Annotated in this window: 24 protein-coding genes; 12 read left to right on the top strand and 12 right to left on the bottom strand. The window is 64.3% G+C overall.

Translation table 11 applies throughout. The features are described from left to right. Positions 1 to 71: 71 nt before the first annotated feature. Positions 72 to 1,112 (top strand): zinc-dependent alcohol dehydrogenase family protein, encoded by a 1,041-nt coding sequence (locus BM279_RS08605; RefSeq protein ID WP_093502837.1) that lies wholly within the window; start codon positions 72 to 74, stop codon positions 1,110 to 1,112. Between the two features lie 148 nt (positions 1,113 to 1,260). On the opposite strand, the gene BM279_RS08600 is transcribed toward BM279_RS08605, so the two are convergent. Both BM279_RS08600 and BM279_RS08595 read right to left on the bottom strand, forming a co-directional pair. Next, a complete protein-coding gene (locus BM279_RS08600) occupies positions 1,261 to 1,710 on the bottom strand; it encodes a hypothetical protein (protein ID WP_093502835.1) in 450 nt (149 codons plus the stop codon). A 111-nt stretch (positions 1,711 to 1,821) separates the two neighbouring features. Continuing rightward, a complete protein-coding gene (locus BM279_RS08595) occupies positions 1,822 to 2,310 on the bottom strand; it encodes a ProQ/FinO family protein (RefSeq protein WP_093502833.1) in 489 nt (162 codons plus the stop codon). A gap of 168 nt (positions 2,311 to 2,478) precedes the next feature. Between BM279_RS08595 and BM279_RS08590 the strand changes: the two genes are divergently transcribed. Then, positions 2,479 to 4,110, top strand: coding sequence for a hybrid sensor histidine kinase/response regulator (locus tag BM279_RS08590; RefSeq protein WP_093502831.1), 1,632 nt, complete (start codon positions 2,479 to 2,481; stop codon positions 4,108 to 4,110). Here the strand turns inward: BM279_RS08590 and BM279_RS08585 are convergent. From BM279_RS08585 to BM279_RS08570, 4 genes are all read right to left on the bottom strand, one after another. Continuing rightward, on the bottom strand, positions 4,091 to 4,762 hold the full coding sequence (locus tag BM279_RS08585) for a LuxR C-terminal-related transcriptional regulator (RefSeq protein WP_093502829.1): 672 nt from the start codon (positions 4,760 to 4,762) through the stop codon (positions 4,091 to 4,093). The genes BM279_RS08590 and BM279_RS08585 overlap by 20 nt on opposite strands. Positions 4,763 to 4,872: 110 nt before the next feature. Beyond that, complete coding sequence (locus BM279_RS23660) at positions 4,873 to 6,180, bottom strand: methyl-accepting chemotaxis protein (RefSeq protein WP_093502827.1); 1,308 nt, start codon at positions 6,178 to 6,180, stop codon at positions 4,873 to 4,875. 388 nt (positions 6,181 to 6,568) lie between these two features. Continuing rightward, positions 6,569 to 6,868, bottom strand: coding sequence for a chorismate mutase (locus tag BM279_RS08575; protein WP_093502825.1), 300 nt, complete (start codon positions 6,866 to 6,868; stop codon positions 6,569 to 6,571). Positions 6,869 to 7,053: 185 nt separating this feature from the next. Beyond that, on the bottom strand, positions 7,054 to 8,223 hold the full coding sequence (locus tag BM279_RS08570; RefSeq protein ID WP_093502823.1) for an MFS transporter: 1,170 nt from the start codon (positions 8,221 to 8,223) through the stop codon (positions 7,054 to 7,056). 94 nt (positions 8,224 to 8,317) lie between these two features. On the opposite strand from BM279_RS08570, the gene BM279_RS08565 reads away from it, so the two are divergent. Beyond that, complete coding sequence (locus BM279_RS08565; RefSeq protein WP_093502821.1) at positions 8,318 to 9,211, top strand: LysR family transcriptional regulator; 894 nt, start codon at positions 8,318 to 8,320, stop codon at positions 9,209 to 9,211. 219 nt (positions 9,212 to 9,430) lie between these two features. On the opposite strand, the gene BM279_RS08560 is transcribed toward BM279_RS08565, so the two are convergent. Together BM279_RS08560 and BM279_RS08555 are read right to left on the bottom strand one after the other, a co-directional pair. Continuing rightward, positions 9,431 to 9,727, bottom strand: coding sequence for a hypothetical protein (locus tag BM279_RS08560; RefSeq protein WP_093502819.1), 297 nt, complete (start codon positions 9,725 to 9,727; stop codon positions 9,431 to 9,433). A gap of 14 nt (positions 9,728 to 9,741) precedes the next feature. Next, positions 9,742 to 10,239 (bottom strand): MarR family winged helix-turn-helix transcriptional regulator, encoded by a 498-nt coding sequence (locus BM279_RS08555; RefSeq protein WP_093502817.1) that lies wholly within the window; start codon positions 10,237 to 10,239, stop codon positions 9,742 to 9,744. Between the two features lie 85 nt (positions 10,240 to 10,324). On the opposite strand from BM279_RS08555, the gene BM279_RS08550 reads away from it, so the two are divergent. Further along, positions 10,325 to 11,212 (top strand): DMT family transporter, encoded by an 888-nt coding sequence (locus tag BM279_RS08550; protein WP_093502815.1) that lies wholly within the window; start codon positions 10,325 to 10,327, stop codon positions 11,210 to 11,212. An 11-nt stretch (positions 11,213 to 11,223) separates the two neighbouring features. Further along, positions 11,224 to 12,384: a cyanate transporter gene (locus BM279_RS08545; protein ID WP_093502813.1), complete on the top strand. Its 1,161-nt coding sequence runs from the start codon at positions 11,224 to 11,226 to the stop codon at positions 12,382 to 12,384. A 4-nt stretch (positions 12,385 to 12,388) separates the two neighbouring features. Here BM279_RS08545 and mnmH read toward each other — a convergent pair whose 3' ends face one another. Next, positions 12,389 to 13,480: a tRNA 2-selenouridine(34) synthase MnmH gene (gene mnmH / locus BM279_RS08540; protein WP_093502811.1), complete on the bottom strand. Its 1,092-nt coding sequence runs from the start codon at positions 13,478 to 13,480 to the stop codon at positions 12,389 to 12,391. Next, positions 13,480 to 14,514 (bottom strand): selenide, water dikinase SelD, encoded by a 1,035-nt coding sequence (gene selD, locus BM279_RS08535; protein WP_093502809.1) that lies wholly within the window; start codon positions 14,512 to 14,514, stop codon positions 13,480 to 13,482. The genes mnmH and selD overlap by 1 nt, the downstream gene beginning before the upstream one ends. A 159-nt stretch (positions 14,515 to 14,673) precedes the next feature. Between selD and BM279_RS08530 the strand changes: the two genes are divergently transcribed. From BM279_RS08530 to uvsE, 5 genes are all read left to right on the top strand, one after another. Next, complete coding sequence (locus BM279_RS08530; RefSeq protein ID WP_093502807.1) at positions 14,674 to 15,525, top strand: putative selenate ABC transporter substrate-binding protein; 852 nt, start codon at positions 14,674 to 14,676, stop codon at positions 15,523 to 15,525. Then, positions 15,522 to 16,319 (top strand): phosphonate ABC transporter ATP-binding protein, encoded by a 798-nt coding sequence (locus BM279_RS08525; RefSeq protein ID WP_093502805.1) that lies wholly within the window; start codon positions 15,522 to 15,524, stop codon positions 16,317 to 16,319. The genes BM279_RS08530 and BM279_RS08525 overlap by 4 nt, the downstream gene beginning before the upstream one ends. Then, complete coding sequence (locus BM279_RS08520) at positions 16,313 to 17,140, top strand: PhnE/PtxC family ABC transporter permease (RefSeq protein ID WP_093502803.1); 828 nt, start codon at positions 16,313 to 16,315, stop codon at positions 17,138 to 17,140. The genes BM279_RS08525 and BM279_RS08520 overlap by 7 nt, the downstream gene beginning before the upstream one ends. After that, positions 17,137 to 17,904, top strand: coding sequence for a phosphonate ABC transporter, permease protein PhnE (gene phnE, locus BM279_RS08515; protein WP_093502801.1), 768 nt, complete (start codon positions 17,137 to 17,139; stop codon positions 17,902 to 17,904). Before BM279_RS08520 ends, phnE begins: the two co-directional genes overlap by 4 nt. A gap of 66 nt (positions 17,905 to 17,970) precedes the next feature. After that, positions 17,971 to 18,996 carry a UV DNA damage repair endonuclease UvsE gene (uvsE, locus tag BM279_RS08510; RefSeq protein WP_093502799.1) on the top strand — a complete coding sequence of 342 codons (1,026 nt, stop codon included), beginning with the start codon at positions 17,971 to 17,973 and terminating at the stop codon, positions 18,994 to 18,996. A 67-nt stretch (positions 18,997 to 19,063) separates the two neighbouring features. Here uvsE and fadD1 read toward each other — a convergent pair whose 3' ends face one another. Then, the gene (fadD1, locus tag BM279_RS08505) at positions 19,064 to 20,752 is read right to left on the bottom strand and encodes a long-chain-fatty-acid--CoA ligase FadD1 (RefSeq protein WP_093502797.1); all 1,689 of its coding nucleotides are present in this window, start codon (positions 20,750 to 20,752) and stop codon (positions 19,064 to 19,066) included. Between the two features lie 506 nt (positions 20,753 to 21,258). Continuing rightward, positions 21,259 to 22,968 carry a long-chain-fatty-acid--CoA ligase FadD2 gene (gene fadD2 / locus BM279_RS08500; RefSeq protein ID WP_093502795.1) on the bottom strand — a complete coding sequence of 570 codons (1,710 nt, stop codon included), beginning with the start codon at positions 22,966 to 22,968 and terminating at the stop codon, positions 21,259 to 21,261. A 144-nt stretch (positions 22,969 to 23,112) separates the two neighbouring features. Here fadD2 and BM279_RS08495 point away from each other — a divergent pair, with 144 nt between their 5' ends. Both BM279_RS08495 and BM279_RS08490 read left to right on the top strand, forming a co-directional pair. Then, the gene (locus BM279_RS08495) at positions 23,113 to 24,075 is read left to right on the top strand and encodes an alpha/beta hydrolase (protein WP_093502793.1); all 963 of its coding nucleotides are present in this window, start codon (positions 23,113 to 23,115) and stop codon (positions 24,073 to 24,075) included. Further along, positions 24,072 to 24,542: a MaoC family dehydratase gene (locus BM279_RS08490; RefSeq protein WP_013790676.1), complete on the top strand. Its 471-nt coding sequence runs from the start codon at positions 24,072 to 24,074 to the stop codon at positions 24,540 to 24,542. Before BM279_RS08495 ends, BM279_RS08490 begins: the two co-directional genes overlap by 4 nt. The last annotated feature ends 13 nt before the right edge of the window (positions 24,543 to 24,555 follow it).

Genomic DNA, 24,555 nt, shown 5'->3' with positions numbered 1-24,555 from the left:
CACTTACTTCGCTATTGCATAGCCAGCGGCACGGGACTGACGCGCATTGAACGTTCAATCCGAGGTGCTCCATGAAAGCCGTAGTCTACGAAGCATTTTCCCAGCCGCCACGCCTGATGACGGTCGCCGACCCCAGCACGGAACGCCACGGCGTGGTCATTCAGGTCAAAGGCACGGGTGTGTGCCGCAGTGACTGGCATGGCTGGAAAGGCCATGACCCGGACATCCAGTTGCCGCACATACCGGGGCATGAGTTGGCCGGCGTCGTGGCGGAGGTGGGTCGTGATGTAACCAAGTGGAAGGTGGGCGACCGGGTAACCGTACCTTTCGTGGGTGGTTGCGGCGCCTGCCCCGAATGCAACAGCGGCAACCAACAGGTCTGCCACACCCAGTTCCAGCCAGGTTTCACCCATTGGGGCTCGTTTGCGGAATATGTGGGCATCCACCAGGCCGACCTGAACCTGGTCGCACTGCCTGAGCACATGGACTATGCAACCGCCGCCAGCCTGGGTTGCCGCTTCGTCACCTCATTTCGCGCGGTCGTCGACCAGGGCAAGGTCAGCGCCGGCCAATGGGTAGCCGTGCACGGCTGTGGCGGTGTGGGCCTATCGGCCGTGATGATCGCCCAGGCCATCGGTGCCAATGTCATCGCGATCGATATCGCTGACGACAAGCTGGCGCTGGCTCGGTCCCTGGGCGCCGTGGCGACGGTTAATGCGACCCAGGTGGCGGACGTAACCGAGGCAGTCATGGAGATTACCCGCGGGGGCGCTCATGTATCGCTCGATGCGCTGGGGCACCCGACCACCTGCTTCAACTCCATCAACAACCTGCGTCGTCGCGGCCGGCACGTTCAGGTTGGCCTAATGCTGGCCGATCACGCCCAGCCGGCGATCCCGATGAGCAAGGTCATCGCCCACGAACTGGAGATTTACGGCAGCCACGGTATGCAAGCGCATCGCTACGACGCGATGATCGAAATGATCGCCTCCGGCAAACTGGCGCCCGAGAAGCTGGTCGGCAAAACCATCAGCCTGGAGCAGTCAATCGACGCGCTGATGAATATGGATCGTTTCGAAACCACTGGCGTTACGGTCGTCACGCAGTTCTAGGGCCGACATAGCCGCGCATTCAAACGCTCTGCGTAGGGATGCGCAGCGTCCGTCAGCCGGTCGGCTAAATGACCCTGCCGGCCCTTCCAGTCTCGACCGGCACGCCCGCACACACGAATCCAGGTGCGGGGCCAGGCCGAGCCATAAGTCAGCGGCTCGGCTCGACCCGTTGCACCACCACTTCCTGTTGGGTGTACATATCCGTCAGTACCACGTCACCCTCGGTGAAATCCGGAGTGATCATCACCGAGCGGATCAGCCGCTGCGACTGCCCTTCTCGCTCCTGAATATTCTCGAATGCCACCACGATCGACTTGTTGCGCCAGTGCCCGACATCGAAGCCACCAGCGGCGATGAATTGCCCGATATCGCGCTGATCGTTGAAGGCCGACGCTGGCAATACCAGCGGCCGATCCTTGAGGAATACTTCGAAGTACTGATGGCTGCCCGCCGGGAAGTTACGCACGATCACATGCTCGATACGCCAGTGGTAAACCGAGTTCTCGTACACCACCTTGCGCTCCAACGGTTTGCCGGTGCAGGCAGTGAGTAACGGCAGAAGCATTGCGCTGAGGCACAGGCCGAGTTTACGCAGCATGGGGGTCGGCTCCAGTAAAGGCAGCAGCACTGTTCAGAGCGTAAGGCTGGCGCCGTTCGCCCTGGCAGCGTTCGCTATCGCGGGAAAACCGCGTGTGCAGTGACTGCGCTATCAGGCATCGCTGTCAGCAGTGGCGGCCGGCTCTTTCGGCTTCTGCTGAGCACGACGCATCTGGCTGCGCTGGCGTCTGGCCTGCTGCTTGGCATGCAGCGCCTGAGCCGCCGTCACCGTGCCGGCCGGCTGGCCGTTCAAGTCCAGGCGCGGCGCATCTTCGACCATGCTGGCCCAGTAGCGACCGCCCCGGCACCAGGATGCCAGGCCGAGCTTTAGCTGCTCCTGAGTAATGCCCAGCTTCTCCAGATGCTGCTCGGCATCCTTGAGAATGCCTTCCTTGAGCGGAACCTTTGGGGCAGGATTGACCGGGAAGGCCAGCGGGAAGTGCTTCTGCAAACGCCAGATCGCTTCCAGTGCAGGATCCTGCTCCTGAGCCTTCTTTGGCGAGGCAGGCTGGCGCTTGCGCGGTTTGGTCGTCTCGGCCTTCACCTGCTGCTTTTCAGCCCGCAGGCGGTCACGTAGATCAGCTAATTGCTCAAAACCCATCGTTCAGTTAACAACTTGGTGGTTGATTGTCGGCGCAAGCTTATCCCATGCAGTGTTACAACACAGCCTGTTGCGCACTTTGATTTTCAGCACGGCGAATCATGCATGGCCGGCCGGGAAGGAATTCCGTTAAGGTCGGCCGCTTGATCAGGTTTCGGAAGGTCCGTCATGAAGTCGCTGTTTCGCCTAGAGGATCTGGAGTTCAGCCAGGCGCAACTGCGCCTTGTGGTGGTTTTCGTCGTGTCGCTCTATGCCGTGGTCATGTATCCGCTGGGGCTGCTCGATGCCAAGCTGCTCAAGGCCGTGCTGGTTACCGGTACGTTATTCACGTTGCTGTCGGTGTTGCTGCTCGCCCACCTCTGGTTCCTGCCGCAGCCCATGGTCTGGCGCAGGGTTGCCGCCATGCTGCTGGACAACCTGGGCGCCTGCGCGGTGATGATTCTCGGCCAGGAAGCGCTGCTGCCAACGTTCTGCGTCCTGCTGAGCATGACGGTCGGCAATGGCGTGCGATTCGGCCGGCCCTACCTGATTCTGGCCACCAGCTTTGGCCTTGGCTCTCTCACCCTCATCGCATTCTTCGTGCCTTTCCTGCAAGAGCACCCGGCGGTTCTGGTGATGATGGTGCTGAGCATGCTGGTGCTGCCCACCTTCAGCTATTTTCTGCTGGGCCGTTTGCAGGAGGCCATGGCGGCCGCCAAGCGCGCCGACCAGGACAAGTCGCGCTTTCTGGCGCAGGCCAGCCATGACCTGCGCCAACCCATCCACGCCATCGGCTTGTTCACCACCTGCCTGCGCGGCACTCCGCTCAATGCCGAGCAGCATCAGCTGATCGACAGCGTCGACCGTTCCCTGCTCAGCGTCGAGCAGCTCTTCCGCTCGCTGCTGGACATCTACACGCTCGACCAGCAGCAGGTGATGCCGCGTAAACAGACGGTGGACCTGCATCGATTGCTGGTCGACCTGAAAAAGCAGAACAGCGAGGCCGCGCGCTGGGCCGGCGTGGATATCAGTATACGTGGCGCCGCCACGCTGACCTACAGCGACCCCGCGCTGCTCGGCACCCTGCTGCAGAACCTGGTATCCAACGCCATCAAATACGCGCCGGGTCGCCCCCTACTCATCGCCTGCCGCCGGCGTGGCTCGACCCTCACCGTGCAACTGCATGATCGCGGCCCGGGGATTGCCGCGGAGCACCTGCCGCACCTGTTCGAAGAGTTCTATCGCGTACGCCAGGAGCGTGACCGGGATGTGGAAGGCATCGGACTGGGGTTGAGCATCGTGCGGCGCATCGCCACCCTCCTCGACCTGCAGATCAGCGTCGCCTCTAGAGTCGGCCACGGTACCTCGATCACCCTGGCAGGCCTGCCGGCAGTCATCCCTCGCCAGGCCACCCATGCACTGCCGCCGACCGAACCTGTCGCCGACCTGCAAGGCATTCATGTGCTGCTCATCGAGGATGACCGCAGCGTGCTGGAGGCGATGGCCAAGCTGCTGCGCGCCTGGGGCTGCCAGGTCACCGCCATCGACGGCCCACCCAATGCCGCGTTGCCCTGCGATGTGGTGGTGACGGACTTCGATCTGGGCCGCGAGGCAACCGGCATCGAATGCCTGGCGCAGCTGGAAGAGTGGCATGGCCGTCCGTTACCGGCCGTGATTCTTACGGGTCACGACCCGCAGAGAATTCGATCAGCGCTACCGGACCCACGCATACCGCTGCTCTCCAAGCCCGTGCGCTCAGCCGAGCTGCAACGGGTCATCGCCGAATTGGCCGGGCGCCAGGTCAGCGCTCCCCTTCCCTGACCTGGGCGCTGCGACTTGCCGCGCCCAGCCCATGCCGTGCGCCCAGCGCCGCGGCTGCCGAACGCGAACTGAGCTTGAGAACGCCGAGCAGCGCCGACACGTGAATGCGCACGGTAAAGGGCGAAATGCGCAGAATCTGCGCGATCTCCTTGTTGCTCAGGCCATCGGTGATCAGTTGCAGCACCTCGAATTGCCGCGCCGTGAGCGACGAGAAACAATCGGCAGCAGTCGGCGGCTCGTAGGCCGTGAAGCTGCCCTGGGACGCACAACGCACCACAGGCTCGCCATTCAACGCAGCAGTCAGCGCTTCGGCGACCTCACTCGGGGGCAGCGATTTGCCGATAAAGGCGCTGGCCCCTTGGCTCATCACGCGCTCGACCACCAGTGGGTCTTCGCACATCGACACCACCACCAGCAACGAGGCGGGAAACTCCAGGCGCCAGTCCGCAATGGAGGCCCAGGCGTTATCGCTCGAGTACATCAGATCCAGCAAGATGCCCGCCGGCGTTTGCGCTCGCGCCAGTTGCAACGCCTCATCCAGCGTCGCCGCTTCCCTGATCAGGGCCTGCGGTCGCGCCTGCGTGAGCAACCGCACCAGCCCATCACGAAAAAGCGGGTGATCGTCGGCGACGATGAAAAGCTCCTGCTGCATCTGCGATGAACGTCCGGGATTCTGAGGTCGATACCATACCCCATCGACGGCAGCTTGGTTGGCGCAATGGATGGTCCAGCCTTCAATTCCGCTTCGCTGAATTACCCCGCTCAGGTACGCATCATCTCAGCCGCCTGCTCAGTGGCCTCCGTAGTGCGGGTCGCAAGCTTACGCACCTCATCGGCCACCACCGCGAAACCTCGCCCCGCCTCACCGGCTCGGGCCGCCTCGATTGCCGCGTTCAGCGCCAGTAGATTGGTCTGGCTGGCGATGCTCTGGATAGTGCCGACGATCTGGGTGAGCTTCACGATGTTGGCTTCCAGGGTGCGCTGGTGCGCCGCCTCGGTATCACGCATGGCGTTCTGCTGATGTTGCAGATCCACGTCTACCAGTGCACCGACCACCCTCAGCGGCGCGCCCGAGGCGTCGCGTTTGGTCTGCCCGCGAGCCCGGAACCAGCGGTACTCACCGCTCTTCATCTTCAGGCGATATTCAATGTCGAAGGGCGTTTTGCCGGTACGATCGTTCAGGTGTGCCTGGAACGCCTCGAGGCTGTAGGCCTTGTCTTCGGGGTGCAGGCGCGATGCCCAACTGTCCAGCACATCGGGAAACTCCTCGACTGTCTCGAAGCCCAGCAGACGACGGAATTGCGGCGACCACCAGAAGGGGTTCTTCGGGTTGACCGGATCACCGGCGATCACCTCCATGTCCCACAGGCCATCCGACAGCATCTCGCGGGCCAGCTCGAAGCGGGTGATGATCACGTCGTGCTCCTGCTCACGCTGCAGCTCATCGTGAATATCACGCAGCGCACCGGCGACCCGCAGTGGTACGCCACGGCCGTCGCGTAGGGTTTCGCCCTGGGCAAAGAACCAGCGGTAGGTTCCGTCCTTCATGGCCAGGCGATTCCTGACCCGGTAAGGCGTCAGGCCCGACTTGTCGTTCAGGTGGCGGGCGAAGGCATCCAGGGTCGCCGCCTTGTCTTCAGGGTGCAAGCGGTCAGCCCAGCTGGCCAGCACGTTGGGAAAATCCCGCTCATCGCGGAAGCCGAGCATGGCCCTCAGCTGCGGCGACCACCAAAATTGGTTGCGCGGATTCACCGGGTCACCGGCTACCACCTCCATATCCCACAGGCCTTCGCTGGAAGCGCGGTTGACCAGATCGAAGCGCGTTTCCGAAGCGCGGGCGCTGGCGTCGGCCTCAGCCAGCATGAGCCGCGCCGCTTCCAGTTCGCGCTCAAGCTCGGCGATGCGATTGTCGCTCTGCGCAGCCTTTTGTTCGCGTGATGTCCATTCACGCTGCACCTCTGACCAACTGGCAGCCCCACGGCTGGTAGTACCCTGGGCAGAATTCGGAAGCGAAGCGGTGAGTTGCTTGAGCGCCAGGAGCTCAGCGCGCGGACGAAAGAGATGGAGCATGGTTCGGTACTCAGAGGCGTTCGAGAGGTGCCGAATCCATGGCCTTGGTTGCGTTTCAACACACTGAAAGCGCCACCCTACGGGCCGATCAGCTATCAGCGCAGAGTAGGACTGGCGAGACTTTGGAAAGGTTGCATCTTTTTGACATCATTATGATATCGGCACACCAAAAGAGTACACACGCCTAAAGGTCATGTTGGCGGGCGCTATTTTCATCGCGCGCCAATAACCGGTCGCGCCCTGACGCGGGCCTGTTCGGTAGCCACATACTTCGCTGTCGCGCTATCTGCAGGCACGCCCACAGATGGTGAAGGGTTTGAACCTGGGCGCCGGGATGACCTTCGTGGACTTTGCGTATCGGTGGCGACTCTCACCCAGTCTTAGCCGCTCAGGCATCTGCGCTCAAGGCGGCATGGGTACGCAGTTCTTCCTCGATGAATGCGGCGATCATCGCTCGATAAACCTGCTCGACGACCGCTGCCGAAGCGCCGTGCTCATCGGCCAGTGCGCGCACCTTGGCGATGACCTGCTCGACACGCGCTGGGGCGCGGACATCTGCACTGTCTTTTTTGAAGTGCGCCGCCTGAGCGACGAAGCCGCCGCGCTGAGCGATGAGGTCGACCATGGCGCGATCGATCTGATCGATGCGCTTGCGTACCTCTTCGAGGGATTTGCATTGCACGTCCATGTGACGATTTCCTGTGATGCTCCAAATGGGGCCATCACGTTAGTCAGCATGGCGACATGTGTCTAGCACGTAGGGCGGACTCAGGAACGCTAGCGAACAGTCCGCTGGAGTACGCAAAACGCGTACTCCTTCACCAACGGCACACCGTCTGGCACGCCATACACCTTGGCAGCCTTGCATGCACATCAACTGCATACCCGCGGAGCAACCGGCCTGGATCGCCAGGCAAATCCAAGCACCATCAGTAGCCCCAACGCAGCCATCGCGGCACCGGCCAGGGAGATCGCCGGGTAGCCGAGGCCTGCACTGATCACCGCACCACCCAGCGCCGCGCCAATGGCGTTGCCGAGGTTGAAGGCGCCGATGTTCACGGCCGAGGCCAGGTTGGGCGCGCCCTTGGCAGCCTCCATCACGCGCATCTGCAGTGGCGGCACGATGGCGAAGCTGGCGATGCCCCAGATGAGGATCGCCACGGCGGCTGGCAGCGGCCAGCGCATCAGCACCGTGAAGGCCAGCAGCACCAGGATCAGCACACTCAGCGAGGCGATCAGGGTGCGGTCGATGGAGCGATCCGCTGCCTTGCCGCCCCACATGTTGCCCAGGGTCAGTCCCACGCCGTAGAGCACCAGCATGGCGGTGATGAAGCCGGTGGACGCGTGGGTCTGGGTGCTGAGGATCGGCGCGATGTAGGTGAACACGGTGAACATCGCACTGGAGCCGACCACGGTCAGGGCCAGCGCGGCGAGTACCGGGCCACGACCCAGCACGCGGATTTCGGCGAGCACGCCGTCGCTCTTCGGCAACTCGACATTGGGCAAGGCGAACCACAGCGCGAGCATGGTGATCAGGCCCAGGCCGGAGATGCCCCAGAACGCTGTGCGCCAGCCAAGCACTTCACCGAACCAGGCAGCCAGCGGCACGCCACCGATGGTGGCCAGGGTCAGGCCCATGAACATCGCGGCGACCGCGCCGGCCCGTTTGTCCGGCGCGACCAGGCTGGCTGCCACCACCGAGCCGACGCCAAAGAAGGCCCCGTGGTTAAGCGAGGTGACCACGCGGGCGATCAGCAGGCTGGTGTAGTCGGTGGCCAGGGCAGACATCAGGTTGCCGAGAGTGAAGATGGCCATCAGCCCGATCAGCAGGTAGCGCCGGGGAATCTTGCCGGTGGTCAGGGTCATCAGCGGCGCGCCGATCAGCACGCCGATGGCATAGGCGCTGACCAGCAGGCCGGCGGCGGGAATCGACACGCCAAGATCACTGGCGATGCCGGGCAACATGCCCATGGGGGCGAACTCGGTAACGCCGATGCCGAAGGCACCGGTGGCGAGCGCGACGAGGGGTGGATTGATACGCATGAGAGGCTCCTTATCTATGCCGCAAATGCTACGATCCCGACCTCACGGGCGGTAGACCGCTTTTCTGGCAAACACCTTTGCTGCAGAGGCACAAATGGACGTAGGCGGCCGATCAGGCGAGATGGAAGTGCTGGTGCGCGTGGCGCAGGAAGGTAGCCTGTCGGCGGCGGCACGCACGCTTGGCCTGACGCCTTCAGCGGTCAGCCGCATCATCGCCCGCACCGAGCAACGCCTGGGTACCCGCCTGCTGCTACGCACTACCCGGGCCATTACCTTCACGGCCGAAGGCGAAGCGTACCTGCGCGGCGCCCGTCGCATCCTGGCCGACCTGGCAGAGGTCGAGGGCGCCATCGCTGACCAGAGCGTGCCCAAAGGACGTATTCGCGTCAGCGCTGCGCTCGGTCATGGCCGGCTGGCCATCGTGCCGCTGGTGGCGGCCTTCAGCGCGCGTTACCCAAACATCGTCGTCGACCTGACCCTGGGCGATGAGGTGGTAGACATTCTTGGCGGCCAGGCCGACGTGGGGGTGCGCTTCGGCCCGCTGCCGGACAGCCCGCTGACCGCACGCAAGATCGGCGACACCGGCCAGGTGGTGGTGGCCTCACCCGATTACCTGGCGCGTCATGGCACACCCGAGGCGCCGGAAGATTTACTCGAGCACAACTGCCTGCGCTTCAATTTCCGCCGCGCTGAGCCCAACTGGCCCTTCGTGCGCGACGGCGACGCGTTCTCCCTGAAGGTGTGCGGCAACATCGAATGCAGCAGCGGTGAGGCCCTGGCACAACTGGCCCGGGTCGGCGCTGGCATCGCCCGCATCGGCGCCTTTACGGTCAACGAGGACATCGAGCGCGGTGACCTGGTGCCACTGCTCGAGACCTTCAATCCGGGTGAGCGCGAGCCGATCCACGCCGTATTCGTCGGCGGCCCGACGATGCCAGCGCGAGTGCGGCTGTTCGTGGACTTTCTGATCGAGCATCACCGGTTGTAGGGCTTGCTTAGAGGGACAACGCTTTGCTTTTCCGCCGTTGTTATCTGAAAGCGATCGGTGCGGCGCCAGTTAACCTCCCTCTCTGCGCCATCACCAAACCAAGGTGGGAACGCGGGACGCCTAGTTCATGCGGACAAAGTCGCGGGCGTGGCCCGCTCCCACAGGTTAGGCAATCCACCCTCAAGGCACAGCTGGATGCGCTCTTGGCGTCCGACCCGCTCAACGACTCAAACTAAACGCAAACAGCAGATACACCCCGAACGCCACCACCGGCAACAGGTGCCAGAAATGGGACAGCCACGGCGCCGAGTTGATGTAGCCAACCACCAGCAAGGCAGCGGTGCCCAGCGAGATGCTGGGGAGCAGCAGCATCAGGGTCGCCAGCAGGCGGTCCTGAAACGGCGTCAGTTCGTTGTCGTTGGCGATGGCAGCAGCGGAAAAGACCACGATCAGGCCTTGCAGGCCGGCAAAGAAGATCTGGGCGATTACGCCAATGATCAGTGCAGCTAGGGACATGGGTTCGCTTCCTTTCATTCACCCGATTGCAGGTTGGCCAGCAGCTTGCCGGTGAGCGCATGCAGCTGCTGTTTTTCCTCGTCACTGAGGACGGCCAGAACGCGCTGCAGGTTAGCAACGTGGGCGGTGAGCATGCTGTCGATCAGTTCAAAACCCGCCGGCGTCAGCGCCACCAGGATGCCGCGGCGGTCCGACGGATGCTTGCGCCGCTCGATAAACCCGGCCTTTTCCAGGCGGTCGATGCGGCTGGTCATACCGCCGGAGGAAATCATCGCGCTTTCGTACAACACCGTGGGCATCAGTGCATAGGGCTCGCCTGAGCGGCGCAGAGTGGCCAGCACGTCGAACTCGCCGGCCTGCAGGCCATGGCTGGCGAAGAACGGCAGCAGATGATCACGACTGATCACCTGACTCAATTCGCCCAACCTGCCGATCACCGCCATGGCAAAACCGTCCAGATCCGGGCGTTGTTCACGCCACTGCTCGGCGGCCAATTGTGCTCGATCCTGCATATGAACCTCGATTTATCTTGCCATCAAGATACTTTTCAAAAAGAATGTTTGCATCCTAGCGTATCCAGTCCAAGGAGACACCTGCATGGCAGGCACGCAGCATCGACCCGTTTTAGCCCTGGCCCTGCTGTTCACCGTCGGCGCACTGATGGGGCTCACCAGCATTCTGGTCAAGCTGGCCGGCAGCGCCGGCTGGCAGCCGATGGCCTATCTGTTGTGGGGCTTGCTCGGCGGCGGCCTGCTGCTGTTGTTGTTCGCCTGGTGGCGCGGCGAGCGGCCGGGCATGAGCCTGGCGCAACAACGCTATTACCTGGCTTCGGGTCTGCTCAGCATTGCCGTGCCGAACGGCCTGCTGTTCAGCTCCATCGGCCATGTCGGCGCCGGATTCGCCTCGATGTGCCTGGCCTTCCCGCCCCTGTTCACCTACCTGCTGGCCCTGGCGCTGCGCATGGAAGCGCTCAGCCGCATCCGCTTGCTGGGCATCTGCATCGGCTTGTCAGGCAGCCTGCTGCTGGCCCTGGGCAAACTGCACGGCGGCGACAGCCCGGCCTTGTGGGTGGTGGCAGCGCTGTGCGTTCCGGTATTCCTGGCGCTGGGCAATATCTACCGCGCCCGATACTGGCCCAGCGGCGCCACGCCGCTCTCGCTGGCGCCCGGCATGCTGCTGGGCGGCGCGGTCCTGTTGGGGCTCACAGCGCTGTTTGGCGTGGACTTCTCGCCCAACCTGAACACCCCCCTGGCCGTCGGCCTGATGCTGGTGCAGATGCTGTTGTTCGCAGCGGTCTATGCGCTGTTCTTCATCCTGCAGAAGCTGGCGGGCACGGTATTTCTCAGCCAGATCGGCTCGGTGGCGGCGATCACGGGGGCGGCCATGGCCATCGGCCTGCTCGGCGAACAAGGTAGCCTGAGTCTGGCACTGGCAGCGCTGTGCATCGTCATCGGCGTTTTGCTGGTGGCCTGGCGCGGGGCCTAGGAGAACGCGCAATGAAACGGCAAACCCTGTTGCTGCTGGCGATCATCCTGCTCGGCCTGAACCTGCGCCCGGTACTGGCGGCGGTGGGCCCGCTGCTCGACCGCATCCAACTGGACACGCACCTGGGGCATGTGGGCGCCAGCCTGCTGACCAGCCTGCCGATCGTGATCATGGGCCTCGGCGCCCTGGCTGCGACCTTTTTGCGCGGACGGCTTGGCGAGCGACGCGGCATCCTGCTGGGTACCTTGCTGATCGCCTTCGCCTGCCTGGCCCGCGGCCTGCTGCCGGGCGCCACGCCGTTATTGGTCAGCGCCCTGCTGGCCGGCGCCGGCATCGCTTTAGTACAGGCGTTGCTGCCAGGGTTGATCAAGGCGCGCTTCAGCCACGACGCTGGCCGGCTGATCGGTTTCTACAGCTGCGCGATCATGGGCGGCGCGGCCTTCGGTGCCGCGCTGACGCCCTGGCTGGCCCAGTGGCTGGGCTGGGCCTGGGCACTGGCGGCCTGGGCAGTGCCGGCCATCGCCGCCTGCACAGTGTGGAAGCGCGCCGCGCCGGCGGACGAGCCAACCGCGAAAAGCTCGGCTGCGCCGCTCAACCCCTGGCGCTCGCCACGCGCCTGGCTGCTGATGGCGTTCTTCGGGGTCGGTACGGCGGGTTACACGCTGGTGCTGGCCTGGCTGCCGCCCTACTACACATCGCTGGGCTGGAGCGCCGAATCCAGCGGCCTGCTACTGGCCGCCCTGACGCTCTGCGAAGTAGCGGCCGGCCTGCTGGCGTCGAGCCTGCTGGCACGCTGCCCGGATCGCCGCCTGCTGTTGGCTTTCGTACTGACGTGCCTGCTGCTCGGGCTGATCGCCCTGGTGGTAGCACCCTTGGCGCTGGTGGCGGTGATCTGCGTGCTGATCGGCATCGGTATCGGCGCGCTGTTTCCACTGTCGCTGGTGGTGGCTCAGGACCATCTCGACGACCCACGCCAGACCGGCGACCTGCTGGCCTTCGTACAAGGCGGCGGTTACCTGATCGCTGCCACCTCGCCACTGCTCGCCGGCCTGCTGCGCCAGTACACCAACGATCTGCGCCTGAGCTGGCTGATGATGGCCGCCGCCACGCTGCTATTGATGATCATGGCCGCGCGCTTCAAACCGGGCAGCGGGCATTTTCGCACCCGCTGATAGGTCAGCGCGCCTCGCGCAGGTAGGCGACCACCGCAGCCTCGTCGCCGGCGAACACGATGCGCTCGGCCTTGCTGTCGCGCTGGTAGGCGTACATGGGGTCGTAGTACTCGCGCAGCAGCCCGGCAATCCAGTCGCGGTGGAGGTCCACGGCGCCGCTACGCTGCTGGGCGCCGAGGGCATCGACCATGATCGCCCGCAAGCGCTGGTGGCGTTCACCGCCCAGGCGCTTGTGGATGTTGTCCAGGCTCTGCAGCAGCCGCGCAGCGAACAGGTCGAAGCCGCGCGCCTCACCGTTTACGGCGATGAACTCGGCGCAGAGGTCGATCACGTAGTCACGCAGGATGCGCTCCACACGCCCGTCGAAACTGTCTTCAAGCCACACCAGCGGGTAGCCCTGCATGCCCTGATGCAGCGACAGCGGCACGTTGCAGCTGCCGACGATGCGCCCTTCGTCTTCGATCACGAAGCGCTCGATACCCGCCGCCCGCTTGCGCAGGATGTCCACGGCCAGGGCGTTCTCGAAATCGATCTGTGCCGGCTGCCCGGTGGCGCGTTTGCCGAAGCTGGAGCCGCGGTGGTTGGCATGGCCTTCCAGGTCCAAGCCATCGGGCAGTTGGGCCAGCACGTCGGTCTTGCCGGTGCCGGTCATGCCGCCGACCACCATGAAGCGGCACTGCGCCACAGCGTCTTCGATAGTGTCGAGCAGGAAGGTACGCATCGCCTTGTAGCCGCCGGTGATGCGTGGATAGTCGATGCCCGCCTCGCGCAGCCACTGCTGGACGATCTGCGAACGCAGGCCGCCGCGAAAGCAGTAAAGATAACCGTTCGGGTGGGCGCGGGCGAAGGCCGCCCAGGCGGCGACGCGTTCGGCCTTGATGTCGCCGCCGACCAGTTGATGGCCGAGCTTGATGGCGGCGTCCTGACCGTGCTGCTTGTAGCAGGTGCCGACCTTCTGGCGCTCCAGGTCGGTCATCAGCGGCAGGTTGACCACGCTGGGGAACGCGCCCTTGGCGAATTCCACCGGCGCGCGGGTATCCATCATCGGCACGCCGTCGAGGAAGATCGTTCGAAAATCGCGGGCATCGTCGCGCATCAGAACACCTCGACGGCGTGACGCTGTCGCTCCACCAGTACGCCGATGGGCGCCAGGCGCAGACCCAGCTCGGCCGCCACGGCCAGAAACTCGTCCTGGCCCGCTTCGCTGACGGCGATCAGCAGGCCGCCACTGGTTTGCGGGTCGCACAGCAGGTCGCGCTGGCTGTCGCTCAGGGCGGCGATGCGCTCGCCATAGCTATCGAAGTTGCGCAGCGTACCGCCGGGCACGCAACCTTCGGCCAGGTAATGCTCGACGCCCGGCAGGCGCGGCACGGCGGCGTAATCCAGGCGTGCGGTGAGGCTGGCGCCGTCGGCCATTTCCACCAGGTGGCCGAGCAGCCCGAAGCCGGTGACATCGGTCATGGCGTTGATGCCGGTCAGCTTGCCGAAGCGGCTGCCCGGCTTGTTCAGGGTGCACATCCAGTCGCGGGCCAGGCCCACGTCCTCGGCGCGTAGCTTGGCCTTCTTCTCGGCGGTGGTGAGGATGCCGATGCCCAGTGGCTTGGTCAGGTACAGGGTGTCGCCGGCCTGGGCGGTGTCGTTGCGTTTCATGTTCTGCTTATCGACGACGCCGGTCACCGCCAGGCCGAAGATCGGCTCGGGTGCGTCGATGGAGTGCCCGCCGGCCAGCGGAATGCCGGCGGCATCGCACACCGCACGGCCGCCGCGAATCACCTCGCGGGCGACCTCCGGCGGCAGCAGGTTGACCGGCCAGCCAAGGATGGCGATGGCCATCAGCGGGTCGCCGCCCATGGCGTAGATGTCGCTGATCGCATTGGTGGCGGCGATGCGGCCGAAGTCGAAGGGATCATCGACGATGGGCATGAAGAAATCGGTGGTCGAGACCACGCCGCGGGTTTCGTCCAGGGCATACACCGCCGCATCGTCACGCGAGGCATTGCCGACCCACAGTTTGGGGTCGAGATTCTGCGCACCGCTGCCCGCGAGGATCACCTCCAGCACCTTGGGGGAAATCTTGCAGCCGCAGCCGGCTCCGTGGCTGTACTGGGTCAGGCGGATCGGCTCACTCATGGCAACGCTCTCGTCAACGGGAAACAGGCGGCGGATTCTAGCAAAGCTGGTCTTTCTCGCACCGCCTCCTATAATCGCCGCGATTCCCTGCCAATCCTGGCAAGCGCATCTGTATAGCGCTTGTTATCCGTTTTTTCCGCCATTGAACCGGAGAACTCCATGCTCAAGCGCACCCTGTCGTTGGTCGCCGGCCTTGCCCTGTCCGCTGCCGCCCTCACCGTCCATGCCGCCGAAACCCTGCGCGTATCGGCGATTCCCGATGAAGCGCCCACCGAGCTTTTGCGCAAGTTCAAGCCACTGGGCGCCTACCTGGAGCAGCAACTGGGCATGAAGGTCGAGTTCGTACCGGTGGCCGATTATCCGGCAGTGGTCGAAGCGCTGGCCACCGATCGCCTGGACATGGCCTGGCTGGGCGGCTTCACCTTCGTGCAGGTGAACCTGAAGACCGGCAACGCGATTCCGCTGGTGCAGCGTGAGCAGGACGCGGCCTTCACCAGCACCTTCATCAGCGCCGACCCGCAGGTCAAATCGCTCAAGGACCTGAAAGGCAAGACCTTCGCCTTCGGCTCGATTTCCTCCACCTCCGGCAGCCTGATGCCGCGCTACTTCATGCTGCAGGACGGCATCAAGCCGGAAAGCTATTTCAGCCGTGTCGCTTACTCCGGCGCCCACGATGCCACCGCCGCCTGGGTGCAGGCCGGCAAGGTCGACGCTGGGGTGCTGAACTCCAGCGTGTGGGACAAGCTGGTCAAGAGCGGCAAGGTCGACACCACCAAGGTCAAGGTCTTCGCCACCACGCCAACCTACTTCGATTACAACTGGACCGTGCGCGGCACCCTCGACCCGGCGCTGGCCGAGAAGATCAAACAGGCGTTCCTGGCCCTCGACCCGGCCAACCCGGAGCACAAGGCAATTCTCGACCTGCAGGCGGCCAGCCGCTTCATCGAGACCAAGCCTGAGAACTACAAGGGCATCGAAGAGGCTGCCCGCGCTGCCGATCTGCTCAAATGAGCCTGCGCCTGACCGCCGTCGGGCTCAGGCACGGCAATGGCGTGCAGGCGCTGCAGGGCATCGACCTGCAGGTCGAACAGGGTGAGCGGATGGCGATCATCGGCCCGTCCGGGGCCGGCAAGTCGAGCCTGCTCAACCTGCTGGCCACCGCCCTGGCGCCAAGCGCAGGCGAGCTGCAGGTGCTGGGCGAACGCCCGTGGCAGCTTTCCAGCCGCCAGCGCCAACGCCTGCGCACGCGCATCGGTCTGATCCATCAGGCGCCGCCTCTGCCCCTGCGCCAGCGAGTGGTCACCGCCGTGCTGGCCGGACGCCTGGGCCAGTGGAGCCTGGCCAGGAGCCTGGTCAACCTGCTGTATCCGCTGGACATCCCCGGTGCGCGAGCGCAGTTGGACAAGCTCGATCTGGGCGACAAGCTGTTCGCCCGCTGCGGCCAGCTCTCCGGCGGCCAGCTGCAGCGTGTCGGCATCGCCCGCGCCCTGTATCAAGGCCCACGGTTGCTGCTCGCCGATGAGCCGGTCTCGGCCATGGACCCGCGCCTGGCCGATCACACCCTGTCGCTATTGGTCAGCCATGCCGAAGCCGGCGGCGTGACCCTGGTCGCCAGCCTGCACACGGTGGAACTGGCCCTGGCGCATTTTCCGCGCATCGTCGGGGTGCGTGACGGGCGCATCGCCTTCGACCTGCCGGCCAGTGAAGTCGACTCCGAGCGCCTGCAGGCGCTGTATGCCAACGAACAGCTGAACCCGGCACGCGCTGGTGAGCCTGCTCCGGATGCCTGGGCGGCGCGATGCTGAAACGCGATCAGCGCGATCCCGCTGCTCTGCCGCGCCTGGCGCTCGTGCTGCTGGCCGTCGCCCTGCTATGGCCGGGCATGCGCCTGGCCGAGCTGGACCTGGGCGTGTTGCTGCACCCGGACAGCGCCCAGTCCATGGGCAGCTTCCTGAAGGATTTCTGGCCGCCCGCCCACAACGAAGACTTTCTCAGCCTGCTGCTGGACGCCACCCTGCAGACCCTGGCCATCGCCACCGCCGGCATGGCCCTGGCGCTGCTGCTGGCGGTACCGGCAAGCCTCTTGGCCAGCCGCGCGCTGTCGCTCTCGGCAGCCTCGCGCAGCGGCCAGCCAAGTGCCCTGGGCCGCTGGCTGCGCTGGCCGGTGCGCGGTTTGCTGATCGTGCTGCGCAGCGTGCCGGAAATCGTCTGGGCGCTGCTATTCGTGCGCGCCGTGGGCCTGGGGCCGACCGCCGGGGTGCTGGCCATCGCCATCACCTACGCGGGCATGCTCGGCAAGGTCTACGCGGAAATCTTCGAGTCGGTGGACCAGCGCCCGGTGCACGCCCTGCTGCAGAGCGGCAGCGGGCGCCTGGCCGCCTTCGCCTACGGCGTTCTGCCAGCCGCCGCCGCGGAGCTGACCTCCTACACCGTGTACCGCTGGGAATGCGCGGTGCGCGCCTCGGTGGTGATGGGCTTCGTCGGCGCCGGCGGCCTGGGCCAGCAGATCGACCTGTCGATGCGCATGTTCGCTGGCGCCGAAGCGGCCAGCATGCTGCTGACCTTTCTGCTGCTGGTGCTGCTGGCTGACCAGCTCAGCCACCTGCTGCGCGGAAGGCTCACATGAGGCGCCTGGGCAACCTGCTGCTCGCGCTGGCCATCATCGCAGCAGTGATCGGCTCATTCGTCTACCTCGGGCTGGATCTGGCCGGCCTGTTCGGCGCCGACAGCCTGGGGCAGATGGGTAGCTATGCGGCGCGTTTCATGCACCCCGACTTCAGCGCCAGCCATCTGTTGGCTACCGCCCATGGCGCCCTGGAAACCCTGGCCATGTCGGCCGTCGGCACCCTGCTCGCCGCCGTGCTCGGTCTGCTGCTGGCGCTACCGGCGGCCGGGCGCCTGGGTGCCCTCGCCCAAGCTGCCACTCGGCTGCTGCTCAATGCCCTGCGCGCCATTCCCGAACTGGTATGGGCGGTGCTCATGGTGCTGGCGGCTGGTCTTGGCCCCAACGCCGGCACTCTGGCACTGGCGCTGCATACCGCGGGCGTACTCGGCCGGTTATTCGCCGAGGCCCTGGAGAACACCCCAACGCAGCCAGCGGACGCCATTCGTCTGCAGGGCGGCGGCGCCTGGGCCGCGTTCTGCTATGGCACCCTGCCGGCATTGTGGCCACAATTGCTGGCCTACAGCCTGTACCGCTGGGAGAACAATATCCGCATGGCGGCGATCATGGGCTTCGTCGGTGCCGGCGGCCTGGGGCAGATGCTCTACGTCAGCCTGAGCCTGTTTCAGGAAGCCCAGGCCGCCACGGTGATCCTCGCCATGTTGCTGCTGGTGCTGGCCGTGGACGCCTTCAGCGGCTGGATGCGCCAGCGCTGGGTACGCAATTAATCTGGGAGTTCCACGGCTAAGGCTGTGGTCAGATTCCGTCTGCAGACCTGAATCCGAGACCTGTCCATGTCGCTACACCGCATTGGCTTTGCCTGTCAGTACCGCCACCCCGACCAGAGCCTGCCGGCCGGCGAGCTGAAAACCATTGAGGCGGCGTTCAACCCGCGCACCACCACGCTGCGCTGGATGGATAGCGTCAGCCAGGCGGTGGCCTACGCCAAGCTGACCGAAATCGTCGAGCACAACCTGCAGGCTCAGCTGCGCCTGCTCGCCTACGTCGCCACGCTGCCCAAACCCCTACAGATGCTGCGCTTGAGCAGCGACCTGCTGCCGTTCTACAGCCACCCGAAGGTCGCGGCCTTCTATCAGCAGCCGCAGATGCAGGGTTACCTGATCGAGCAGTTCGCCGCCATCGGCGAGGTGGCGCGCACGGCCAACATTCGCCTGTCCATGCACCCGGGCCAGTACTGCGTATTGGGCTCGGACCGCCCGGACGTGGTGGAGAACAGCGTCGCCGAATTCGAGTACCACGCCGACATGATCCGCATGATGGGTTACGGGCGAACCTTTCAGGATTTCAAGTGCAACCTGCATATCGCCGGCAAGCTCGGTGGCGACGGCATCCGCGCAGTGTGGCCGCGCCTGTCCCATGAGGCGCGCCAGTGCATCACCTTCGAGAACGACGAGAAGACGTACGGCGTCGATGCCTGCCTGGAGCTGGCCGATCTCGCCCCCGTGGTGCTCGACGTGCACCACTGCTGGATCCACGAGGACGACTACATCGACCCACACAGCGAGCGCGTGGCGCGGATCATCGACAGCTGGCGCGGTATTCGCCCGACCATGCACTTGTCACAGCCCCAGGAGCGTTTGCAGGAGCTGGGCCTCAGCGCCGAACGGAAACTGGAGATGCCCGAGGTGCTCAAGGTCGCGCCCAAGCGCGAGCTGTACGGCCACAGCGCGCGGATGTGGAACCACTGGACCAACCAATACGTGCTGCAGTTTCTCGATCGCTTCGACATCATGTTCGAGTCCAAGGACAAGAACGCAGCGACTCTGGAGTTCTACGAGCGTTATCTGAGGAACGCCTGACCTGGACTACGGACCGACACAACGCAAAAGGCCCTGCAATGCAGGGCCTTTTGCTACAGCGCGACGCTTATTTCTTGCCGAGCTTCTTCAGCTCTTCGTCACGCAGCTCGCGGCGCAGAATCTTGCCGACGTTGGTGGTCGGCAGGCTCTCGCGGAACTCGACCTGCTTGGGTCGTTTGTAGCCGGTGAGGTTGTCGTGCATGTGCTGCATGACCTGTTCCTTGGTCAGGGTCATGCCCGGCTTGACCACCACGAACACCTTGATCGCCTCACCCGAGCGCTCGTCCGGCACGCCGATGGCAGCGCACTGCAGCACGCCCGGCAGGGTCACCAGCACTTCTTCCAGCTCGTTCGGGTAGACGTTGAAGCCAGACACCAGAATCATGTCCTTCTTGCGGTCGACGATGCGGATGTAGCCGTCGGGCTGGATGATGCCGATGTCACCGGTCTTGAACCAGCCGTTGGCATCGATCACTTCATCGGTGGCTTCCTGGCGCTGCCAGTAGCCCTTCATCACCTGCGGGCCCTTGATGCACAGCTCGCCGGTTTCGCCCATGGCCAGATCGTTGCCCTGGTCGTCGATGACCTTGAACTGGGTCGACGGCACCGGAATGCCGATGGTGCCCATCTGGTTATGGGTCACCGGGTTGACCGAGGCCACTGGGCTGGTTTCAGTCAGGCCGTAACCTTCGCAGATGGCGCAGCCGGTGACCTGCTTCCAGCGCTCGGCGGCCGCCTGCTGCAGCGCCATGCCGCCGGAAAGGGTGACCTTGAGCTTGGAGAAGTCGAGCTTCTGGAAACCCTCGTGGTTACTCAGCGCCACGAACAGAGTATTGAGGCCCACGAAGGCGCTGAACTGGAACTTGGCCAGGTCCTTGACCAACGCCGGCAGGTCGCGCGGGTTGGTGATCAGGATGTTGTGGTTGCCGCAGTGCATCATCGCCATGCAGTGAAAGGTGAAGGCGTAGATGTGGTACAGCGGCAGCGGCGCCACGATGATTTCGCTGCCCTCCGCCAGGTTCGAGCCCATCAGCTCGCGGCACTGCAGCATGTTGGCGATCAGGTTGCGGTGCGTGAGCATCGCGCCCTTGGCCACGCCGGTGGTGCCGCCGGTGTACTGCAGCACGGCGACGTCCTGGGCGTCCGGGCTGGCCTCGTTGACCCCCTTGCCACGGCCCTGGTTCAGGGCATCGGTGAACTTCACGGCTGCCGGCAGGCTGTAGGCCGGCACCATCTTCTTCACGTACTTGACCACGCTATTGACCAACAGACGCTTGAGCGGCGGCAGCATGTCGCCGACCTCGGTGACGATCACCGTCTTCACGCCGGTCTTGGGCACCACCTGCTCGGCCAGGTGTGCCATGTTGGCCAGGCACACCAGCGCCTTGGCACCGGAGTCGTTGAACTGGTGTTCCATTTCCCGGGCGGTGTACAGCGGGTTGGTGTTGACCACCACCAGGCCGGCACGCATGGCGCCGAATACGGCCACCGGGTATTGCAGAACGTTGGGCAGTTGCACGGCGATACGGTCGCCGGGCTTCAGATCGGTGTGCTGCTGCAGGTATGCAGCGAAGTGACCGGACTGCTCGTAGAGCTGACCGTAGGTGATCGTCTTGCCCAGATTGGTGAAAGCGGGCTTGTCGGCATAACGCTGGCAGGACTGCTTCAGCACCGCCTGAACGTTGGGGTACTGGTCGGGATCGATCTCGGCCGCGACCCCCTCGGGATATTTGTCCGTCCAGAAGTTTTCGGTCATGGACACCCACTCCTAAGCAACAGCTTGTCGTCACCGCGTCGGCGGTTGTTTGTTGTATGTATGCCTGGCTGTTCGCCCCTGAGGAGCGCAAAAGCGGGCCGAGATTAGCAGAGTTGCCTGAGACCGACCAGAGCATGAAAAGGCTGCCAGGTATTGAAAATGACCATAAAGAAAATACTGGTCACAGAATTTTTACCGAAGCAATCCGGCGGGCAGCACTCGTCTGACGGCAGGCAACGCCCATGATAGACGCCTGCGCGCTTTCCTGCAGGTTGACATCGAGTGGTGAAGGATAAGAGCCGGCGCTCGCGCCGGCTATGCCATACGCGGCAACACCGGACATCACCCGAGAGCGCTGTAGCCTGGGTCGAGCGCAGCGACGCCCGGGGCACTGCCCTGGGTATCAGTACGCTCAACACCAGGCTACGAATCCGAGCGGGCGCCAGCCGCCAGGAAGCAAAAGGCCCCGCAATGCAGGACACTTGTCGTTGAATGGATGCAGCAGGCTAGGCGTTGGTGGGCGCCTTCACCGCTTCATCGCGCAGCTCGCGGCGCAGGATCTTGCCGACGTTGGTCATCGGCAGCGACTCCCTGAACACGATCTGCCGCGGCACCTTGTAGGCGGTGAAGTTCTCCTTGCAGTAGGCCTTGAGCTCCTCGGCGGTCAGGCTGTCGTCGCGCTTGACCACGAACAGCTTGACCGCCTCGCCGGACTTCTCGTCCGGCACGCCGATGGCTGCGCAGCTGGCCACCTTGCTGTGGGCCATCACTACGTCCTCGATCTCGTTGGGATACACGTTGAAGCCGGAGACGATGATCATGTCCTTCTTGCGATCGACGATGCGCACGAAACCGTCTTCGTCGATCACCGCGATGTCGCCGGACTTGAACCAGCCCTCGGCATCCAGCACCTCGGCGGTGGCCTCCGGGCGGTTCCAGTAGCCCTTCATCACCTGCGGGCCCTTGATGCACAGCTCGCCGCGCTCGCCAATCGACAGCTCGTTGCCGTCGTCATCGATGACCTTGAACGCGGTGCCCGGCACCGGAATGCCGACCGTGCCCAGGCGCGCCAGGTCACCACTAGGGTTGGCGCTGGCGATCGGCGAGGTTTCAGTGAGCCCGTAGCCCTCCACTACCGCGCAGCCGGTCAAGCGCTGCCAACGTTCGGCGGTGGCCTTGACCAGCGCCGTACCACCCGAATTGGTGACTTTGAGATGGCTGAAGTCGAGCTTGTCGAAATCGGGATGATCCATCAGCGCCACGAACAGCGTGTTGAGGCCCAGCAGCGCGGAGAACTGCCACTTGCCCAGTTCCTTGACGAAACCGGGAATGTCCCGCGGATTGGTGATCAGCACGTTGTGGTTGCCGTTGACCATCATGCACATGCAATTCATGGTGAAGGCATAGATGTGGTACAGCGGCAGCGGCGCGATCATTACCTCCTGGCCAGGCTTCATCAGCGGTGTGCCATCGGGGCCATGCTGCAGCATGCAGGCATTGGCCTGCAGCATGTTGGCGATCAGGTTGGCGTGGGTGAGCATGGTGCCCTTGGCCACGCCGGTTGTGCCGCCGGTGTACTGCAGCACGGCGATATCGTCCTGTTTGGCCGACACCGGGCGCAGGCTGAGCCGCGCACCATCGCCGAGCACCTGCTTGAACGCCAATGCCTGGGGCAGATGGTAGGCAGGCACCATCTTCTTGACCTTCTTGACCACGGTGTTGACCAGCCAGCCCTTGAACGTGGGCAGCAGGTCGCCCATGCGCGCTTCGATCAGGTACTCGATCTGGCTGTCAGGCAGTACTTCCTGCACCAGCTTGCCGAACATGTTCAGGTACACCAGGGCGCGCACGCCGGCATCCTTGAACTGGTGGCGCATTTCGCGGGCGGTGTACAGCGGGTTGGTGTTGACCACGATCAGCCCGGCACGCATGGCACCGAACACGGCAATCGGATACTGCAGCACGTTGGGCATCTGCACGGCAATGCGGTCGCCGGGCTTGAGGTCGGTGCGCTGCTGCAGGTAGGCGGCGAAGGCGGCGGACAGTTTGTCCAGCTCGCCGTAGGTCAGCGTTCTGCCCAGATTGCTGAACGCGGGGCGGTCGGCGAAAGTCTTGCAGGAGCGCTCGAACACCTCGACCACCGACTGGTAGGCGTCCATGTCGATGTCGTTGGCCACGCCAGGGGCGCGTTTATCGTTCCAGAAATCGGGCTGCATTGTTGTTATCCCTTGGTTTCCGACGGTGATATCACCGGCACGAACTTAGCAGCCGGCCACAGCCTGGCAAAGCCACAATCAATACCGTGAATTTCAGCACCTGCAGGGTCTACAATGCCCGACATCGCAGAAAGGGACTTTGCCATGCAACAGCGCAGCTTCTGGCTCGACAGCAGTGATGGCGTGCCGCTGTACGTCAATCACTGGCATACCCAGCAAGCGCCCAGGGCGGTGGTGATGCTCGCCCACGGCATGGCCGAACACAGCGGCCGCTATGCACGCCTCGGCGAGGCGCTGGTTGCCGCCGGCCTCGAACTCTACGCGCTCGACCACCGTGGACACGGACAAACGGCGCAACATGGCCTGCTCGGCCACTTCGCCGACGAGAACGGCTGGAACCATGTAGTCGGCGACCTCTGCGAGCTCAACCATCACATCCGCCATCAGCACCCGCAGACACCGATCATTCTGCTCGGCCATAGCATGGGCAGCTTCATCTCCACCGCCTACCTGATGCACCACAGCAGCAGCGTGCAGGGTGCGATTCTCAGTGGCTCGAATTACGGCAAGCAGGGCACTTATCACGCGGCGGCGCTGGTGGCGCGCTTCGAGCGCTGGCGCCAAGGCGCGACCGGGCGCAGCTCCCTGATCGACTGGCTGTCGTTCGGCGCCTTCAACAAGGCCTTCGCCCCGGCGCGCACGCCGTTCGACTGGCTCAGCCGTGACAACGCCGAGGTCGACCGTTACATTGCCGACCCCCTGTGCGGTTTTCGCTGCACCAACCAGTTATGGCTCGACCTGCTGGAAGGCCTGCAGCGCATCACCGCGCCCGCCTCGCTGAAGCAGATCGCCCCGCAGTTGCCGATCCTGATCATCGGCGGCGACCACGACCCGGTCAGCCGGGGCAACGGCCTGCAACGCCTGGCCGATGCACTCAGGCAGGCAGGACACAGCCGCACCACGTTGAAGATTTATTCACAGGCCCGCCACGAAACGCTCAACGAAACGAACCGTGACGAGGTCACCCGCGACCTGATCGACTGGCTGGAGCAGACGCTCTCGCAGCCCCAGCAGCGACCATCAAACTCTCAGGAACCCCATCCATGACGCAAAGCAGCAACACGCCTTACGAAGCCCTCGAAGTGGGCCAGACCGCCAGCTACAGCAAGAGCGTGGAAGAACGCGACATCCTGCTGTTCGCTGCCGTTTCCGGTGACCACAACCCGGTGCACCTGGACGCCGAATACGCCGCCACCACCATGTTCAAGGAACGCATCGCCCACGGCATGTTCAGCGGTGCACTGATCAGCGCGGCCGTGGCCTGCACCCTGCCCGGCCCGGGCACCATCTATGTGGGCCAGCAGATGAGCTTCCAGAAGCCGGTGAAGCTGGGCGACACCCTGACCGTGCGCCTGGAAATTCTCGAGAAGCTGCCGAAATTCCGCGTACGCATCGCCACCCGGGTGTTCAACCAGCACGACGAACTGGTGGTCGACGGCGAAGCTGAAATCATCGCGCCACGTAAAGCCGTTACCGTCGAATTGGCTACCCTGCCGCCGATCAGTATCGGCTGATTTTCCAAGCCCG

This window comes from Phytopseudomonas straminea (genome assembly GCF_900112645.1).
GTDB classification, from domain to species: Bacteria; Pseudomonadota; Gammaproteobacteria; order Pseudomonadales; family Pseudomonadaceae; genus Aquipseudomonas; species Aquipseudomonas straminea.
This window is presented reverse-complemented; position numbering and strand designations above follow the sequence as displayed.

Coding starts and splice junctions, on each gene's coding strand:
- fadD2 (WP_093502795.1), bottom strand. CDS start 22,968: ATGCAGCCCGATTTCTGGAACGATAAACGCGCCCCTGGCGTGGCCAAC.
- BM279_RS08530 (WP_093502807.1), top strand. CDS start 14,674: ATGCTCAAGCGCACCCTGTCGTTGGTCGCCGGCCTTGCCCTGTCCGCT.
- BM279_RS08555 (WP_093502817.1), bottom strand. CDS start 10,239: ATGCAGGATCGAGCACAATTGGCCGCCGAGCAGTGGCGTGAACAACGC.
- BM279_RS08550 (WP_093502815.1), top strand. CDS start 10,325: ATGGCAGGCACGCAGCATCGACCCGTTTTAGCCCTGGCCCTGCTGTTC.
- BM279_RS23660 (WP_093502827.1), bottom strand. CDS start 6,180: ATGCTCCATCTCTTTCGTCCGCGCGCTGAGCTCCTGGCGCTCAAGCAA.
- BM279_RS08520 (WP_093502803.1), top strand. CDS start 16,313: ATGCTGAAACGCGATCAGCGCGATCCCGCTGCTCTGCCGCGCCTGGCG.
- BM279_RS08525 (WP_093502805.1), top strand. CDS start 15,522: ATGAGCCTGCGCCTGACCGCCGTCGGGCTCAGGCACGGCAATGGCGTG.
- BM279_RS08570 (WP_093502823.1), bottom strand. CDS start 8,223: ATGCGTATCAATCCACCCCTCGTCGCGCTCGCCACCGGTGCCTTCGGC.
- BM279_RS08560 (WP_093502819.1), bottom strand. CDS start 9,727: ATGTCCCTAGCTGCACTGATCATTGGCGTAATCGCCCAGATCTTCTTT.
- BM279_RS08600 (WP_093502835.1), bottom strand. CDS start 1,710: ATGCTGCGTAAACTCGGCCTGTGCCTCAGCGCAATGCTTCTGCCGTTA.
- BM279_RS08565 (WP_093502821.1), top strand. CDS start 8,318: ATGGACGTAGGCGGCCGATCAGGCGAGATGGAAGTGCTGGTGCGCGTG.
- BM279_RS08595 (WP_093502833.1), bottom strand. CDS start 2,310: ATGGGTTTTGAGCAATTAGCTGATCTACGTGACCGCCTGCGGGCTGAA.
- selD (WP_093502809.1), bottom strand. CDS start 14,514: ATGAGTGAGCCGATCCGCCTGACCCAGTACAGCCACGGAGCCGGCTGC.
- BM279_RS08605 (WP_093502837.1), top strand. CDS start 72: ATGAAAGCCGTAGTCTACGAAGCATTTTCCCAGCCGCCACGCCTGATG.
- uvsE (WP_093502799.1), top strand. CDS start 17,971: ATGTCGCTACACCGCATTGGCTTTGCCTGTCAGTACCGCCACCCCGAC.
- BM279_RS08575 (WP_093502825.1), bottom strand. CDS start 6,868: ATGGACGTGCAATGCAAATCCCTCGAAGAGGTACGCAAGCGCATCGAT.
- BM279_RS08545 (WP_093502813.1), top strand. CDS start 11,224: ATGAAACGGCAAACCCTGTTGCTGCTGGCGATCATCCTGCTCGGCCTG.
- BM279_RS08490 (WP_013790676.1), top strand. CDS start 24,072: ATGACGCAAAGCAGCAACACGCCTTACGAAGCCCTCGAAGTGGGCCAG.
- mnmH (WP_093502811.1), bottom strand. CDS start 13,480: ATGCGCGACGATGCCCGCGATTTTCGAACGATCTTCCTCGACGGCGTG.
- BM279_RS08585 (WP_093502829.1), bottom strand. CDS start 4,762: ATGCAGCAGGAGCTTTTCATCGTCGCCGACGATCACCCGCTTTTTCGT.
- phnE (WP_093502801.1), top strand. CDS start 17,137: ATGAGGCGCCTGGGCAACCTGCTGCTCGCGCTGGCCATCATCGCAGCA.
- fadD1 (WP_093502797.1), bottom strand. CDS start 20,752: ATGACCGAAAACTTCTGGACGGACAAATATCCCGAGGGGGTCGCGGCC.
- BM279_RS08590 (WP_093502831.1), top strand. CDS start 2,479: ATGAAGTCGCTGTTTCGCCTAGAGGATCTGGAGTTCAGCCAGGCGCAA.
- BM279_RS08495 (WP_093502793.1), top strand. CDS start 23,113: ATGCAACAGCGCAGCTTCTGGCTCGACAGCAGTGATGGCGTGCCGCTG.